Origin of the sequence: Streptomyces viridosporus T7A (assembly GCF_008704515.1) — a bacterium.
Classification (GTDB): Bacteria; Actinomycetota; Actinomycetes; order Streptomycetales; family Streptomycetaceae; genus Streptomyces; species Streptomyces viridosporus.
This window is the reverse complement of the sequence record NZ_CP023700.1, coordinates 1,144,028-1,160,425: the sequence shown is the minus strand read 5'-3', so window position 1 is coordinate 1,160,425 and position 16,398 is coordinate 1,144,028. Positions and strand designations below refer to the sequence as shown.

Annotated in this window: 10 protein-coding genes; all 10 read right to left on the bottom strand. The window is 73.6% G+C overall.

Annotation, left to right across the window (positions count from 1 at the left end; translation table 11 throughout):
• Window positions 1-32: 32 nt before the first annotated feature.
• The gene (locus CP969_RS05455; RefSeq protein WP_016827552.1) at window positions 33-2,270 is read right to left on the bottom strand and encodes an FUSC family protein; all 2,238 of its coding nucleotides are present in this window, start codon (window positions 2,268-2,270) and stop codon (window positions 33-35) included.
• Between the two features lie 78 nt (window positions 2,271-2,348).
• The gene (locus CP969_RS05450) at window positions 2,349-3,722 is read right to left on the bottom strand and encodes an NAD(P)/FAD-dependent oxidoreductase (protein WP_016827553.1); all 1,374 of its coding nucleotides are present in this window, start codon (window positions 3,720-3,722) and stop codon (window positions 2,349-2,351) included.
• 165 nt (window positions 3,723-3,887) lie between these two features.
• Window positions 3,888-5,621 (bottom strand): PP2C family protein-serine/threonine phosphatase, encoded by a 1,734-nt coding sequence (locus CP969_RS05445; RefSeq protein WP_016827554.1) that lies wholly within the window; start codon window positions 5,619-5,621, stop codon window positions 3,888-3,890.
• Entirely contained in the window at window positions 5,618-6,676 is a 1,059-nt protein-coding gene (locus CP969_RS05440) for an ATP-binding SpoIIE family protein phosphatase (RefSeq protein ID WP_016827555.1), read from the bottom strand. The genes CP969_RS05445 and CP969_RS05440 overlap by 4 nt, the downstream gene beginning before the upstream one ends.
• Window positions 6,676-7,116, bottom strand: coding sequence for an anti-sigma regulatory factor (locus tag CP969_RS05435; RefSeq protein ID WP_016827556.1), 441 nt, complete (start codon window positions 7,114-7,116; stop codon window positions 6,676-6,678). Before CP969_RS05435 ends, CP969_RS05440 begins: the two co-directional genes overlap by 1 nt.
• Window positions 7,116-7,535 (bottom strand): STAS domain-containing protein, encoded by a 420-nt coding sequence (locus CP969_RS05430; RefSeq protein ID WP_004991976.1) that lies wholly within the window; start codon window positions 7,533-7,535, stop codon window positions 7,116-7,118. Before CP969_RS05430 ends, CP969_RS05435 begins: the two co-directional genes overlap by 1 nt.
• Window positions 7,532-8,422 (bottom strand): STAS domain-containing protein, encoded by an 891-nt coding sequence (locus CP969_RS05425; protein ID WP_016827557.1) that lies wholly within the window; start codon window positions 8,420-8,422, stop codon window positions 7,532-7,534. Before CP969_RS05425 ends, CP969_RS05430 begins: the two co-directional genes overlap by 4 nt.
• A gap of 240 nt (window positions 8,423-8,662) precedes the next feature.
• Window positions 8,663-9,058: an STAS domain-containing protein gene (locus CP969_RS05420; RefSeq protein WP_004991984.1), complete on the bottom strand. Its 396-nt coding sequence runs from the start codon at window positions 9,056-9,058 to the stop codon at window positions 8,663-8,665.
• A 286-nt stretch (window positions 9,059-9,344) separates the two neighbouring features.
• Window positions 9,345-11,849, bottom strand: coding sequence for a SpoIIE family protein phosphatase (locus tag CP969_RS05415; RefSeq protein WP_004991985.1), 2,505 nt, complete (start codon window positions 11,847-11,849; stop codon window positions 9,345-9,347).
• 106 nt (window positions 11,850-11,955) lie between these two features.
• Window positions 11,956-15,954 (bottom strand): HAMP domain-containing protein, encoded by a 3,999-nt coding sequence (locus CP969_RS05410; protein ID WP_016827558.1) that lies wholly within the window; start codon window positions 15,952-15,954, stop codon window positions 11,956-11,958.
• Window positions 15,955-16,398 lie beyond the last annotated feature (444 nt).

Genomic DNA, 16,398 nt, shown 5'->3' with positions numbered 1-16,398 from the left:
CGGGCGCCCCCGGTCCACCGGCGGGTCGCCCGTCACCGTTCCGGTGCCACCACCGGCACGTCCAGCGGCCGGGCGAGGCCCACCACCGCCTCGTCCAGCCGCTCCAGGTGCCGCAGCACCCGGCCGGTGATCCGGCCGTAGCGCGCACCGCCGTCGGAGGCGTCCAGCAGCGAGGCGATGCTCGGCCCCGTCTCGACCACCGCGGTGGCGTCCTCGTCCGTGACGCGGGCCGTGATCGTCCCGATGTTGCGCACGGTGCGCCCCGCGGCCGTGCGCAGCCGGGGGTCCGCCGCGATCGAGGGGTGGGTCGGCAGCAGTTCGGCCGTCGCCGCCAGCGAGCGCGCGTGGTACGCGCAGGTCTCCAGCAGCGCCACGACGTACCGGGCGGTGGCGCGCCGGGCCCGCAGCGGGGTGACCGGATGGGTCAGCGGCTGGGTGGCGGCCCGCAGGTCGCCCAGCGCCTGGTCTAGGGCCCGCGCCCGGTCCAGCAGGTCGACCGCGGGGTCGCCGCTGAGCTGCCCGACGGCGGCCTCGGTGACCTCGGCGAGCCGCTCCAACGCGGTGACCAGCAGTTCGTTCGTCCGCCGGTCGGTGTGCACCGGCAGGACCAGCGCCGCCGCGACGATCCCGCAGGCCGCCCCCAGCGCCGTCTCCTCCAGGCGCAGGACCAGCACCTCCCAGCTGTAGGTGTGCAGCAGGGTGTAGAGCAGCCCGAGCATCGCGGTCACGAAGAACGACATCAGCGTGTAGGACAGCGGCGCCGTGTAGAACATCGCGAAGACCAGCACCAGCACCAGGGCGAACGCCGTCCAGGTGTGCCCGCCCACCACCCCGGCCAGCACGATGCCGGCGGCGACGCCGAACACCGTGCCCAGCAGCCGCCGGTAGCCCTTGACCAGGATCTCGCCGGTCGAGGCGGTGTTGATGAACACGATCCAGCAGGTGAGCACCGCCCAGTACCAGCGGTCCGCGGACAGCAGCTCGCCGCCGACGATGGCCAGCGTCGAGCCCACGGAGACCTGCACGGCGGCGCGCGTGGTGGGCCGTTGCAGCCCCCTCGGCCGATCGGCCCGCTCGGACTCCTCCTCCACGTCGATGGCGGCGTCCTCGGCGTCCAGCTCCTCCCGGGAACGGGCCGTCGCCGGGGTGTCGTCCGACTCGTCCTGCGGACCGTCCAGGGCGAGGCGCAGCCCCATGACGGCGCGGGCGGCCTCGCCGACGGCCCGGAACACGTCCCGCACGGCCGGCGTGGCGGGCGGCAGGTTCTCCTCGTCCCGGTAGGCGAGCAGCTGGTTGCGCACATGGGCCACGCCCGTCCCGGGCGTCCCGGTGCGCAGCACGAGCGTGCGGAGCGCGAGCAGGTCCCGGCGCAGCACGGCGGTGGCCTCCTCCGGCCCGGGCAGCCGGCCGACCTCCGGGGCGGGCGCGCCCGGCAGGTGCAGGGTGAGGGTGTCCGCCCGTTCGGCGCTGCGGGCGGACAGCAGCAGCAGGCCGAGCCGCTCGGCGGCGATCTCGGCGTCCGCGATCCGGCGCTGCACCAGCCGCGCCGTCGACTCGTCCGGGGTGCCCTCCTCCAGCCGCGTCTGGATCATCAGAGCCGTCTCGTGCAGCCGGGCGGTGCCCGTGCGCACGTCCTCCAGCGCCTTGTCCACCTCCTCCGGACCGGCGTCGAGCAGCGCCAGGTGCGCGGAGACGAGCTGGGCCAGCCGGGCCCGGAAGGCCTGGCGCAGCCGCGCGAGCAGACCGGTGGGCGTCACGGGCACGACGGCGAACCGCACCACGGCGCTGCACGCGAACGCGACGGCCAGCACCGCCCACAGGAGGGGCAGTTCCGCGGGGGAGGCACCGATGAACAGGGAGACGAAGTAGAGCTGGAAGCCGATCAGGCCGAGCGCGGTGCCGCGCTCGCCGAACCGGCGGCCGTAGACCGCGCAGAAGATGAGGACGACGAAGAAGGCGTCACCGATGACGACCCGCTCGCCGAGCACCGCGCCCAGCGACACGGACACGAGCGCCACGGGCAGCCCGAGGGCCAGCGTGACGGCCTGTGCGGAGCGCTGCTTCTCCCGGATGGAGAAGGTGGCGACCAGCGCCCCCATGGCCCCCGCCACCAGGCGGGTGACCTCGAAGTCCAGCGCGGCGAGCACGGCCAGGGTCAGCGCGACGGCACCCACCGTGCGCAGCCCGGCGGTCAGCCGCAGCAGGCCGGGGTCGGACGCCGCGAGGCGGTCCTGCAGCCGTGTCCGTACCGAGTGTCCCGCCGCTTTCACGCCGCCGTACTCTCTCCCGTCACAGGCGTTGGTCCGGATGCGGCACCGCATGACGCGAGCGGCCGCCGAAGGGCTGGGTCACCGCACCGCCAGGCCCGCCTCCTCGACGTGCGCCCGGACCTGATCCGGCGTCAGGTACGCGTCCGTGTACTCGAAGTCGTGCAGCTTGGCCGGCTTGCGCGCCTGGAAGCCGGTGCGGACGAAATCGTCGCCGGCGACCGCGTTCAGCAGCCAGTTGGTCATCACCCGGGTCTTGGCGACGTTGGTGCGCAGCGCCGCGAAGTGGTAGCCGCGGGCCACCGCCTGGGCGGGCAGGCCCTTCAGCTCCAGACCGAGCGGCTTGGAGACCGCGTCGGTGCCACCGAGGTCCACCACGAGTCCGAGGTCCTTGTGGTGGTAGGGCCGCATCGGCTGGTTGCGCAGCGTCGCGATGACGTTGTCGGCCACCTGCCTGCCCTGCCGCAGGGCGTGCTGCGCGGTCGGCGGGCACACGGCCCCGTCGCCCTTGGCCTCGTCGGGCACCGCGGCGGCGTCGCCGAGCGCGAACACCCCGTCGTGGCCCGGCAGGCACATGTTCGAGGTGACCGCGAGCCGGCCCTTGACGGTTTCCGCGCCGAGCGTGGCGATGAGCGGGCTGGCGACGACCCCGGCGGTCCAGATCAGGGTGCGGGTGGGGACCACCCGGCCGTCGGTGAAGGTGACCTCCGTGGGGCCGGCCTTCTCGATGGACACGCCCAGGGAGATCTCGATGCCGCGGCGGGTCAGGACCTCCTGCGCGCTGCGGCCGAGCCGCTCGCCCAGCTCGGGCATGAGCTTCGGGGCGATGTCGATCAGGTGCCACTTGATCAGGCCGGGGTCCAGCCGCGGGTAGCGCTTGACGGCGGCGTGCGTCAGCCGCTGCAGGCAGGCCGCGGTCTCGGTGCCCGCGTAGCCGCCGCCGACCACCACGAACTGCAGCCGCGAGGCCCGCTCGGCCGGATCGTGGCTGGCGTCGGCGAGGTCGAGCTGGGAGATGACGTGGTCGCGGATGTAGGCGGCCTCGGCCAGCGTCTTCATCCCGAAGGCGTGGTCCGTCAGCCCCGGGATGTCGAAGGTGCGGGTGACGCTGCCGGGGGTCAGCACGATGTAGTCGTAGGGCTGGTTGACGATCTCGTCGGTGATGGTGCGGATGACGCAGACCTTGGACCTCAGGTCCACCCCGATGGCCCCGCCGGGGATGATCCGGGTGCGGTACTTCTTGCTGCGGCGCAGGGAGAGGGCGATCGACTGCGGCGTCAGCACCCCGGAGGCGACCTGGGGGAGCAGCGGCAGGTAGAGCTGGTAGGAGAACGGCGTCACCAGCGTGAGGTCGGCCTCGTCGGGGGAGAGCATGCGCTCCAGCCGGCGCATGCACTCCACACCGGCGAAGCCTGCGCCCACCACCAGGATCCTGGGTCGTGTCACGGTGTTCATCCCTTCCTACGGCTCCAGGCGGTCTGCCTCGAACGCCCGCACCTCTCGCGTGCCCCTCTTCAGCACCACGATGCCCGTACACACGCGGGACCGCACCGGGAAGGGGAAGCGGCGGGAGCGGCGTCGCGACCGGCCGTCACCCGTGCCCGGGCGGGCGCCCCGGACTCAGCCGTGCAGATGGCACAGCAGCAGGCAGACGTCGTCGTCGCGCTCGGAGTCGCTCAGCAGGGGGTGGAGGATCCGGTCCGCCGAGCCCTCCAGGTCCGCGCCCAGCTCCGCGGGGCCGAACGAACCGAGGGCCGCCGCGAGCCGCTCGATGCCCGGATCGATGCCCCGGGCCCGCCGCTCGACCAGTCCGTCGGTGTAGAGCGCGAGCGTCGACCCCGGCTCCAGCCGCTCGGTGTGGTCGGCGATCTCCTGCTTCAGCGGGATGCCGAGCATCGCGCCCGGTTTGGCGTCCAGCGTGCGCACCCGTCCGTCGGGCAGCCGCAGCACCGGCGGCGGATGACCCGCGGCGGCCCACGTCAGCGTGGGCTCGTCCGGGTGGAAGCGGGCGATGACGGCGGTGGCGTACAGGTCGGGCTGCAGATGGTGCAGGAACTCGTGCAGCCGGGTCAGCAGCCGGCCGGGGCCGCCGCCGTCGACCGCGTAGGCGCGCAGCGCGGTGCGCAGCTGGCTCATCATCACCGCCGCGTGCAGCCCGTGCCCGGTCACGTCACCGACCACGGTGATCAGACTGCCGTCGCGCTGACGGAACGCGTCGTACCAGTCGCCGCCGATGTTCAGCCCGTGCGTGGCCGGCAGATAGCGCGCGGCGAGACTCAGCCCCGGCGGGGCCGGAAGGTCCGTGAGCAGGGCGCGCTGCAGCGTCTCGGCGATGTCCCGGTTGTGCTCGAAGCGGCGCGCGTTGTCGATGGCGATGCCGGCCCGCCGGGTGAGCTCGATCAGCATCACGGCGTCGTCCGGGTCCCAGCGCTCACCGGGCGGCGACAGGGTCAGCACGCCCAGCGGCGCACGGCGGGTCAGCAGCGGGATGCAGAGCAGGGGCCGGTCGGGAGCGAGGGCCGACGGCGGCTGGTCGTCGACGCCGGGCAGGCCGCCGGGGTGGTCGGCGGCGTACTGCGGCCGCCCGGTGCGGGCCGCGCGGACCGCCGCGGCCGGGTGGGGCGCCGCGGCCGGGTGGGGCGTGGGCCGGTGCGGATCGTCCTCGTCGTCGAACAGCCACATGTCGACGCTGCGGGCGTACCGCGGTACCAGCAGCTCCGGCAGCCGCCGCACGATCTCGTCGTGGTTCAGCGAGGCGTTCAGCACCGGACTCGCGTCCGCCAGGAACGTCAGTCTGCGCCGTGCGTCCTCCGCCTCGTTGCGCGCCCGGCGCTCGGCGGCGAACGCCTCCCGCTGCGCACGTCCCGCCGCGTCCAGTTCGGCGTGCAACGCCAGCACGCCCTGGTTGGTCTGGTGCAGCTCCTCCCGGTGGAAGGCGACCAGTCTCTCCTGCTCGGCGAGCTTGTCCAGCACGCCGGCGGTGTCCTCGTCGGCGCCCAGCAGGGCCTCGGACAGGTCGGCCGGGTCCTCCCGCGGCTCGGCGCCGTCGGACGCCGGGTCCGGTTCGGGGCAGGGGACGGTCACCGCCCACGGCGCCCGGTCGGCGGCCCCCGCACCGGGCGAGGACGTCAGCGCGAGGTGCAGCGTCCCCTCCCCGGCCGCGGAACCGGACGTGTCCAGGGTGAGCACCCAGGTGCCGCCCTTGGTGAGGCACTGGCGCAGCCGGCCGCTGAGCGCCGCGGCCAGCCGGGCGCGCTCGACGGTGGGCACCCCGCACTCCGCGGCCAGCCGCGCGACGGCGATGCGGGCGCGTGCCGCGTCGGTGACGGTGCCGATCTGCCACGTCCGTGTCATGGGCGGGCCGCCGGGGTGGGGGCCAGCACGGTCACGGCGATGTCGTCCCGCGCCGGGCGCGCGGAACTGCCGGCGTCCCGGATCGTCACGGCGGCCGTCACGGCCGGGTCGGCCGACGGCGCTCCGGTCTCCGGGGACGGGACCCAGCGGCTGGGCAAGCCGTCGGTGTGCAGGATCAGCAGGCTCTCCCCGGACCAGGCGACGTCGTCCTCGCGCAGGGTACGGGGCCGGTGCGCGCCGACGATGCCGGGCTGGGACAGCAGCGACCGCCACCGGTCGCCCTGGCGCAGCCGGGCCCCCACGTTGCCGATGCCCGCGAAGCGCAGCCGGCCGGCCCAGGTGTCCAGCTGGGCCACGGCGACGGCCGCGCCCCGGGTGCCGGCCAGTGCCCGGTGGATCTCCTCCAGCGCCCCGGCGGGCGGCAGACCGGGCCGGCGGCGCAGGGCCTCGGCCGCGGCGGTCGAGGCGCGGGCGGCCTCGCTGCCGTGGCCCAGCCCGTCCGCCAGCAGCAGCGTCAGACGGTCGCCGGACCTGACCCAGGCCCAGGCGTCCCCCGAGAAGTCCGCGCCGGCGAACGGGACGTTGACGCCACCGGCCCGCGCACCGGGCACCTCCGGGGCGTCGCCGCCGTGCGGCGCCTCGGCGCCCACGCGGGCCACCGCCACGGTGCCCCGGCCGAGCACGCTGTGCAGGTTGAAGTCGTCGGCGAGCCGCCGGCAGGTGCCCAGGCCCGCGCCGAGCGAGCGCGTCGTGGTGAACCCGTCCCGCAGCGCACCGGCCACGTCGGCGATCCCCGGCCCGTGGTCGAGCGCGGTGATCTGCACGACCCGTTCCGCCCGGCCCTCCCGCAGGGCGGGCGGGTCCACGACATCGACGAGGACCTCACCGGCCTGCGCGTGCTTGAGCAGGTTGGTGGCCAGCTCGGTGGCCACCAGCGACACGGCGGCGGTGCGCCGCTCGTCGAGTCCGGCCAGGGCCGCCGCCTCCTCCGCCGCGACCCGGACGTCGCGCACCCGGGTGGAGTCCTGCACCGGCACGTCCCAGACGCGGGGCATCACGCCTCCTCGCGCGGACGCGGCGGCCGGCCCGCCCAGGACGTCACCCGCACCGTGGTGCCCGCTCCGGGAGCGCTCTCGACCTCGAAGTCGTGCACCAGGCGCCGCGCGCCGCCCAGTCCCATCCCCAGTCCGTCGCCCGAGGTGTAGCCGTCGCTGAGCGCGCGGTCCAGGTCGGGGATGCCCGGTCCGGAGTCGCTGAAGGCCAGCCGCAGCCCGCTGACGCCGTCGGCGGTGACCAGCGACACCTCCATCTGACCGCCCCCGCCGTGCACCAGGGTGTTGCGCGCCAGCTCGCTGGCGGCGGTCACCAGCTTCGTCTGGTCCACCAGGCCGAAGCCGAGCCGGGCGGCGGCCTGCCGCACGTGCTGGCGCACCCACACCAGGTCCATGTCCGACCGGATGGGCAGGCGGGCCTCGACGCCCGCGGCAGTGTGCATCACGGACTCTCCTGGCGCCGGCCGCCGGAGCGGGACGACACGACGGGCTGCGCGAGAAGCTCCATCGCCACCTCGGTGGTGAGCGCGGTCCGCAGACCCGGCAGCGTCAGCCCCAGCTCCACCAGGGTGATGGCGACCGCGGGCCGCATCCCGGCTACCACGGTCCGCGCGGCCAGCAGCTCGGTCTGGGCCGCGATCTCGGCCAGCACGCGCCCCAGGAAGGAGTCGACCATCTCCACCCCGGAGATGTCGATGACCACTCCCGTGACCCGGCTGTGGGCGATGGTCTCGGACAGGTCCTGCTGGAGCTGCTGCGCCGCGCTGTCGTACAGGTCGCCCTGGAGGGTGACCAGCAGAATGTCGCCGAGTCTGAGGACCGGCACGTGTCCCGCGACCGTGCGGGAGAACTCCTCGCTCACCGGCGGCCCGCACCGTCGGGCACCGCGTTCACGATGTTCGCCCCCAGCTCGTGCAGGCAGTACCCGAGCGCGTCGGCGAGGGAAGCGCGGGTCTTCACGGTGCCGAGGTCCAGTCCCAGGTGCACGATGGTCTGCGCGATCGCCGGACGGATACCGGACACGACGCACTCCGCGCCCATCAGCCGGGCCGCGGCGACCGTCTTCATCAGGTGCTGCGCCACCAGCGAGTCGACGGTCGGCACCCCGGTGATGTCGAGGATCGCGAACCGGGCGTGCTGGTCGACGACCGCGTTCAGCAGCGTCTCCATCACCACCTGGCTGCGGGCGCTGTCGAGCGTCCCGATCAGCGGGACCGCCACGATGCCGTCCCAGAGCTTGATCACCGGCGTGGCCACCTCCAGCAACTGGAGGCGCTGCCGGTCGATGAGGGCCTGCCCCTCGTTCAGGGCCGCCTGCATGGCCACCAGACGCAGGGTGCCCATGAGGACGCCGAGCGTGACCGAGCACTCCCGCAGCAGTTCGGGCGAGGCCTGGTCCAGATCGGCGACCAGGAGGTTCTCGGTCGGCGGCAGCAGCGCGGCCAGCTCGCTCGACACCTGGGTCGTGGACAGTCCCGCGCGGCTGCGGGCCGCCCCCATCCGCGCCAGCTGCTCGCGCACCTCCGTGAAGCCCGCGGCGTCCGGGTCCTCGACCCGCTGTGAGTCGGCGACCCGGGCCAGCGCGTCGACGACCGCCTTGCCCGCCTCCACCGCCTCGTCGCGCGAGACGGTGAACACCGTGCGGAACAGGGGCTCGTCCGCCCATCGCTGGGCGATCTGCACACGTCGGCGGCGCAGGAAGTCCCTGACCTCGTGCGTCGGCGTTCCGCCCGCTTCGTGCTCCGGCACCTGTGTTCTCCTCATCCTTGTTGCGTGTCGAGCCCGTTCGAGGCGACGAGAAAGCGATCGAACCTGCCTGACAACCACTCTAACGAGGCCCCGGACCCGCCCGACACGGTGTCCCGCCCCCGTGGCCGTCCCCGCCGGTGCCCGCGCGGACGACGCGACGGCCGGTGGCGGGCGGCCGACCGGGACCGCACCGCGCCCACCGGCCCGGCACGGGTGCGTGGCGGCCCTCGGCGGGGCCGCTCAGCTCCCGGGATCCTCCTCGGGGGCCTGGGGCAGCCGGTCGACACGCTCCAGCGCCTCGTCGACGCTCCCGGAGACCGGGACCGTGATGCTCACACCGGTCAGGTCCAGGATGCGGCGCACCGCGGACGTGGGGGAGATGATGTGGACGCTGCCCGGCAGCTCGCGGGCCTCCTGGTAGACCCGGAGGATTATGTTCATGCCGGACGAGTCCATGAAGGGGACCGCGGACAGGTCGAGCAGGAAGTGCCGCCGGCCGTGATGGAGCTGGTTCGCCAGGTGATGCTGGAACTCGGTCGCGGTGTCGACGTCCAAGTACCCCTCCACCGTGAGCAGGGCCACGTCCTCCCGGGGAAGGGTCACCTCGACGGACAGAGGGTTCTGGGCAATGGGCACGAGTACCTCCAACAAATGACGGCCAGGGCTGGTTACCCCTGCGGGAGACGTCGACGCACGCCGGTCCCGGCGCGCGGGGGTGATCCCGCTCTCACGGGCGCCGGCCTGCGAGGGGGCCTGTCCGACGGGAACCGGCGGCGCAGCCCGCCGCCGGTTCCCGTCATGTGCTCCCTCACCCGCCCGGCACCTCCACGCCTGTCGGTCGACTCTCACCGCGCAGCCGCGCGTACCCCCGAATCGCCGCGTCATGCCTCGGTCCGTGCCCGCCGGTGCCGGTCGCACCGTCTCACCCGACCCGGATGCCCACGATGCAGGTGTCGTCGTCCGTGTCCGACCTGCTGTACGTGAGCAGCCGGTCCAGCCGCTGGTCGAGCGTGCCCGGGGCCTTGGCGGCGGTGGTGAGCAGATGGGTCAGGGACTCCTCCACGGAGCGGTCCCGGCGCTCGATCAGCCCGTCCGTGTACATCAGCAGGTTGTCCTCCGCGGCCAGCTGGACCTCCGCCTCCTCGTACACCGCCTCGGGCACGGCCCCGAGCAGCATCCCGCGGACCAGCGGCAGGGGGGCGGCCTCGTCGCCCCGCACCAGCACCGGCGGCAGATGGCCCGCCCTGGCCCACCTCAGGGTGCGCGAGGCCGGATCGTACAGACCGCAGACCGCGGTGGCGGTGACCGCGCCGGTCAGATGGTGCGCCACGATGTTCAGCCAGGACAGCAGCTGCCCGGGCCCCGCGCCGGTGACGGCGAGACCGCGCAGCGCGTTGCGCAGGACGACCATGCTGGTCGCCGCCTCGATGCCGTGACCGGCGACGTCGCCCACGCACAGCAGCACCAGCCGGGACGGCAGCACCACGGCGTCGTACCAGTCGCCGCCCACCAGCTGCTCCGCCTCCGCGGGCCGGTAGCGGACGGCCACGTCGAGATCGGGCACCTGCAGCGGCGCCTGGGTGGGCGGCATGATGGCGCGCTGCAGCTGCAGCGCCAGCCGGTCGCGCTCGCTGGCGTGCTGCTCGGTGTGCGCCAGCTGGTCGCGGGTGGCCGCCAGCGCCACCTCCGTCCAGTGCTGCGCCGAGATGTCCTGGTAGGCGCCGCGGACGGTGAGCAGCCGGTCGTCGGTGTCCAGGACCGGTTCGGCGACGACCCGGATGTGCCGGGTCACCCCGTCCGGCCGCTGCAGCCGGAAGGCCGCCGAGGCGGGGCGCCGGTGGTGCAGCAGCGTGCGCAGGAACCGGCCGATGGCGACGGCGTCGTCCGGGTGGGCGTGCGCGGGCAGGTCCTCCAGCGGCACGGGCGAACTCGTCTGCGGGCGCCCGTACAGGTCGAACAGCTGCCCGTTCCAGGTGATCTCCCCGGTGAGCAGGTTCTCCTCGAAACCGCCGATCCGGCCGAGCCGCTGGGCGTGCTGGAGCAGGCTCGCCAGCCGGGCCGTCTCGTCCTCGATGCGCCAGATGAACAGGATGCCGGAGCCGTGCCGGCTGACGCTGATGTCCGCGATCGCCGACAGCGGCACCTGGCCGACCAGCGCGGTCAGGTTCATGCGCTTGGCCCGGAACGGCTCCCCCGTGGCGTACACCCGCTCGATCCGCTGGAACAGCTCGCCGTCCCCGGCGGCCATCGGGTAGGCCTCCAGGAGGAGGGCGCCGCTGACCATGGCGCGCGGTCGGCCCGCCGGGTCCAGGAAACGGCTGTTGACGTGCTGGATGCGGAAGTCCAGCAGGTTCCCGGAGGCGTCCAGGTGCGGCAGGAGGACCAGCGCCGGGTCGTGCAGCCCGTCGGCCAGGTCCATCAGCTCCGCGGCGTCCGGCAGCATCCGCGGCCGGTGGGGCGGTCCGCTCGGCGCCGTGTACGTCTCCAGGGTGTGGGCGCACAGCTCGGCCAGGGCCTCCACCTGGCGGACGATCTGCGGCGGCTGCTCGGGCAGGGGAGTCGGCCAGACGATCTCCAGCACGCCGTGCACCCGCCCTCCGGTACCGGCGGGCAGGGCCGCCCTGCCCCCGTCCGGATGGTGGTGCCGGCCGACGCTGGGCAGTCCCGTGTCGGCCAGCGACGTGATCCACAGGCCGTCGCGTTCCAGGAGCCCGCGGCGGGCGACCGTCGCCACGTCCGGCGGGACGTAGCACCAGCGCGCCGCCTCGGCCGGGGAGAACCCGGCGCTGCCCGCCAGGGTGAGCGACCCGTCGGCGCCCGCCGCCCAGATGGCCACCGCCGTCGCTCCGAGCGGGCGCAGCGCCTGCTCGAGCAGCGACTCGGCGACCGCCTGGGTGTCGTCCGCCGCCAGCGCCCCGCTCTCGGCCGCGCGCAGCCGCACGGCGGCCGCATCGGCCTGCGCGTCGTCGGCGGCCCGGGTGGCGGCCAGGAAGGCGTCCGTCACCTCGGACATCCGGTCCCGGGCGGCCTGGTTGATGACCTCGACCGCGAACTCCAGCGGGGTCGTCCCCGCCTGCTCGGTCAGCTCGGTGAGCTGGCGGGCGGCCTGCGACGGGCCGCACCCCAGGCGTTCGACGAGGATGCCCTTGGCGAGTTCGATCAGGGCGCGCCCCTCGGCCTCGGCCTGCGCGGCGCGCACCTCGCGGCTGAGGCGGTCCACGGTGGCCGCGAGCCGGCCCACGGGCGAGTCGGCGGACACCCCGGCGGGTCCGGCCGACGGGACGGGATCGGCGGAGGGGGCGGGATCGGCGGAGGGGAAGGAGGGGTCCTCGGCCGCCGGCACCGGCGCGTCGGCGTGCGCGGGGCGGCCGGGTGCGCGCCGCTGCTCGTCGCGCCGCTGCTCGCGCGGATGCTCGCTGATGCTCACGGTGTGGATGCTCCTCGACGGCGGGGCCCTGGGGCGCGGAAGGGGCGGCGCGGTGGGGTGCCCGTCCCGCCGGTGGGCGGGACGCGGCACGCGGTCGGCGCGCGGCTCATGCGGGCAGCCAGCGCCGGACGCAGGCGATCAGGTCCTGGGTGTCGACCGGCTTGGTGACGTAGTCGCTGGCCCCCGAGGCGAGGCTCTTCTCCCGGTCCCCGGGCATCGCCTTCGCGGTGACCGCGATGATGGGCAGCTCGGCGTACCGCGGCATGGAGCGGATCTCGGCGGTGGCGGCGTAGCCGTCCAGCTCGGGCATCATCACGTCCATCAGCACGAGTGCCACGTCCGGGTTGTTCACGAGCTGGTCGATGCCCTTGCGGCCGTTCTCCGCGTGCAGCACCCGGAACCCGTGCAGTTCCAGGATCCCGCTGAGCGCGAAGAGGTTGCGCGCGTCGTCGTCCACGACCAGGATCGTGCGGCCGGAGAACGAGCCGTCCACGACGGTCTGCGGAGCCGGCCGCTGCGTCTCGTCCGGGCGCACCAGGGACAGCACGTCGCCGGGTTCCTCGGCGGAGAGGTGCAGGGCGATGCGCTCGCGCAGCTCGTCGAGGCTGGACAGGAACTCCAGCGCCGTGCCCTCGGTACGGGCCCGCAGGGCCTCCTCCACCGCCGCGTCGGCCCGGTGGCCGCTGTGCACCAGCACCGGCACGCTCGCCAGGGCGGAGTCGCCCCGCAGCGCCTCCAGGAAGCGGGTGACCTCCTCCTCGGCCATGCCGAGCTCCAGCACCACGCAGTGGCACGGCTCGGCGGCCAGCGCCCCGGCGGCCTCCTGGGCGCCGACGGTGGTGATGATGTCGACCGAGGGCCGCGAGGTGCCGTCGCCCCGGCCGTGCGTGACGTCCTGGACGACGCTCTCCGCGACCAGGGTCAGCAGGCCCCGGGGACGCTCCTCCACGACGAGCAGTCGCCGGGGGCGCCGGCCCGATCCGGTCCCCGCCTCGATCGCCGGCCGCTGCCGGGACGGTGCGTCCGGGGCGGCCGCGGCCGGGCCCCGGTCCGCGGCGGGCCGCAGCAGCGTCTCGAAGTCCGGCCGGGTCACGGGCAGGAACAGCGTGAACGTGCTGCCCTGGCCCGCGACGCTGTCCACCGTGACCGCTCCGCCGAGCAGGTGCGCGATCTCCCGGGTGATGGACAGACCGAGCCCCGTGCCCCCGTACTTGCGGCTGGTCGTGCCGTCGGCCTGCTGGAAGGCGCCGAAGATCGACTCCAGGTGCTGCTCCGGAATGCCGATGCCGGTGTCCTTCACCCGGAAGGCCACCACGGAGCCGCCCCGCACCACGGAGCCGGGCACCTCGTCGTCCGCCGCGGGCTCGATCCGCAGCTCCACCCCGCCCCGCTCGGTGAACTTGACCGCGTTGGACAGCAGGTTGCGCAGCACCTGCCGCAGCCGGGAGTCGTCGGTGAGCAGGTCGGCCGGCGCGCCCGGGGCCGTCGTCACGGTGAAGTCCAGGTTCTTCTGCATCGTCATGGGCCGGAAGGTGGCCTCGACGTACTCGATGAGCTGGCGCAGCGTCACCAGCTCGGGGCTGACGTCCATCTTCCCGGCCTCGACCTTGGACAGGTCGAGGATGTCGTTGATCAGCTGCAGCAGGTCCGAACCGGCGGAGTGGATGATCTGCGCGTACTCGACCTGCTTCGGGCTGAGGTTGCGCGAGGGGTTCTGGGCGAGCAACTGGGCCAGGATCAGCAGGCTGTTCAGCGGGGTGCGCAGCTCGTGGCTCATGTTCGCCAGGAACTCCGACTTGTACTTCGAGGCCAGCGACAGCTGCTGGGCCCGTGCCTCGAGCTCCTGCCGGGCCTGTTCGATCTGGAGGTTCTTCGCCTCGATGTCCCGGTTCTGCGTCGCCAGCAGCGCGGCCTTCTCCTCCAGCTCGGCGTTGGAGTGCTGGAGTTCCTCCTGCTGCGTCTGCAGCTCCGCCGAGCGCTGCTGGAGTTCGGCGGTCAGCCGCTGCGACTCGACCAGCAGCTCGTCGGTGCGGGCGTTGGCCACGATGGTGCTGACGTTGACGCCGACGGTCTCCATCAGCTGGGCCAGGAAGTCCTGGTGGATCTGGGTGAACGGGGTCACCGACGCCAGTTCGATGACGCCGAGGACCTGGCCCTCGACCACGATGGGCAGCAGCACCAGCGCGGTCGGCACCACCCGGCCGAGCCCGGAGGAGATGGTCACGTAGTCCGGCGGCAGCTCGTCCACCGTGATGGTGCGGCGGCTGCGGGCGGCCTGGCCGACCAGGGTGCGGCCGAAGGGGATCCGGGTGGGCCGGGCGTCGTCGTCGGGGTAGCCGTAGGAGCCGACGAGCCGCAGCTCGGGGCCGCCGTCGCCGTCCTCCGCGAGGTAGAAGGCGCCGTACTGGGCCGACACCAGCGGCACCAGCTCGTCCATGATCAGTTCGGCGACCACGGGCAGGTCGCGGTGTCCCTGCATCAGACCGGAGATCCGGGCCAGGTTGCTCTTGAGCCAGTCCTGCTCCTGGTTGGCCCGGGTGGTCTCGCGCAGGGACTCCACCATCGAGTTGATGTTGTCCTTGAGCTCGGCGACCTCACCGGAGGCCTCCACGGTGATCGAACGCGTCAGATCGCCCTCGGCGACGGCGCTCGCGACCTCGGCGATCGCCCGCACCTGCCGGGTGAGGTTCCCGGCCAGTTCGTTGACGTTCTCCGTCAGCCGCTTCCAGGTGCCCGAGACCCCCTCCACCTCGGCCTGTCCGCCGAGGCGTCCCTCGGTGCCGACCTCGCGGGCGACGCGGGTGACCTCGTCGGCGAAGGCGGAGAGCTGGTCGACCATCGTGTTGATGGTCGTCTTCAGCTCCAGGATCTCGCCGCGCGCGTCGACGTCGATCTTCTTCGACAGGTCGCCCCGGGCCACCGCGGTCGTCACCAGCGCGATGTTGCGCACCTGACCGGTGAGGTTGTTGGCCATGGAATTGACGTTGTCGGTGAGGTCCTTCCAGGTGCCGGCGACGTTCGGCACGCGCGCCTGTCCGCCGAGGCGTCCTTCGGTGCCGACCTCGCGGGCGACGCGGGTGACCTCGTCGGCGAAGGCGGACAGCGTGTCGACCATGGTGTTGATGACGTCGGCCAGCGCGGCGACCTCGCCCGCGGCCTCGACCCTGATCCGCTGCGACAGGTCGCCCCGGCCCACGGCGGAGGCGACCTGGGCGATGGAGCGGACCTGACCGGTCAGGTTGGACGCCATCACGTTGACGTTGTCGGTGAGGTCCTTCCAGGTGCCCGAGACGCCCCGCACCTGGGCCTGTCCGCCGAGGCGTCCCTCGGTGCCGACCTCGCGGGCGACGCGGGTGACCTCGTCGGCGAAGGCGGAGAGCTGGTCGACCATCGTGTTGATGGTGTTCTTGAGTTCGAGGATCTCACCGCGGGCGTCGACGGTGATCTTCTGCGACAGGTCGCCCTTGGCGACGGCCGTCGCCACCAGCGCGATGTTGCGGACCTGGCCGGTCAGATTGCCCGCCATGAAGTTCACCGAGTCGGTGAGGTCGCGCCAGGTCCCCTTCACGCCCTGCACGTCGGCCTGTCCGCCGAGGCGTCCTTCGGTGCCGACCTCGCGGGCGACGCGGGTGACCTCGTCGGCGAAGGCGGAGAGCTGGTCGACCATCGTGTTGATGGTGTTCTTGAGTTCGAGGATCTCGCCGCGGGCGTCGACGGTGATCTTCTGCGACAGGTCGCCCTTGGCGACGGCCGTCGTCACCTGGGCGACGTTGCGGACCTGCGCGGTGAGGTTGCCCGCCATGGCGTTCACCGAGTCCGTCAGGTCGGCCCAGGTGCCCGAGACCCCGGGAACCTCGGCCTGCCCGCCCAGGGCCCCTTCGGTGCCGACCTCGCGGGCGACGCGCGTCACCTCGGAGGTGAACACCGAGAGCTGGTCCACCATGCCGTTGAAGACCTTGGCGATGTCCCCCATGAGGCCGTCCGCGTCGTCCGGCAGCCGGGTGCCGAAGTCCCCGTCCCTCACGGCCGTCAGCCCCGCCAGGAGCTGCTTCAGCTCCTGGTCCCGGGGCACCGCGTCGGTTCCCTCGGCGTTCTTGCCGGTCATGCGCACCCTCGTTCCGCTCCCCAGGAGCTCTCGGCACCGAGAACTCGAAACCCCTCCGAGCCGTCTCCGGCCCGTCCCGTAAGTGCTGCGTTTCCGCTGTTCACGGATCTGCTTGATGAGAAATACGCCGCAGGCTAACCCAGGTTCCGGGCCGGTAACAAAGCGCGGCGAACGACCTCGGGACCCGGTCGGTGAAAGTCGCAGGAATCGTGCATACCCCGGTTCAACCGGGGTACCCAAGGCGGTTTCGGCCGGGAGTTCCGGCCGGTCCCGGCGGGGAGGGGGCGGCCCGCCGCACGGGAGGCGCCCGATCCGGGGGAGGGAAGCGGTGGCGCGGGAGCGCCGGCGTGCGGTTTTGGGTCCGCGCCCTCCGAATGCGCCCGCGCCTGACGGGTATTTGCTGCTGTGAGGCCGGGCGGCGGTCCGCGAGGTCCGCCGCCCGCT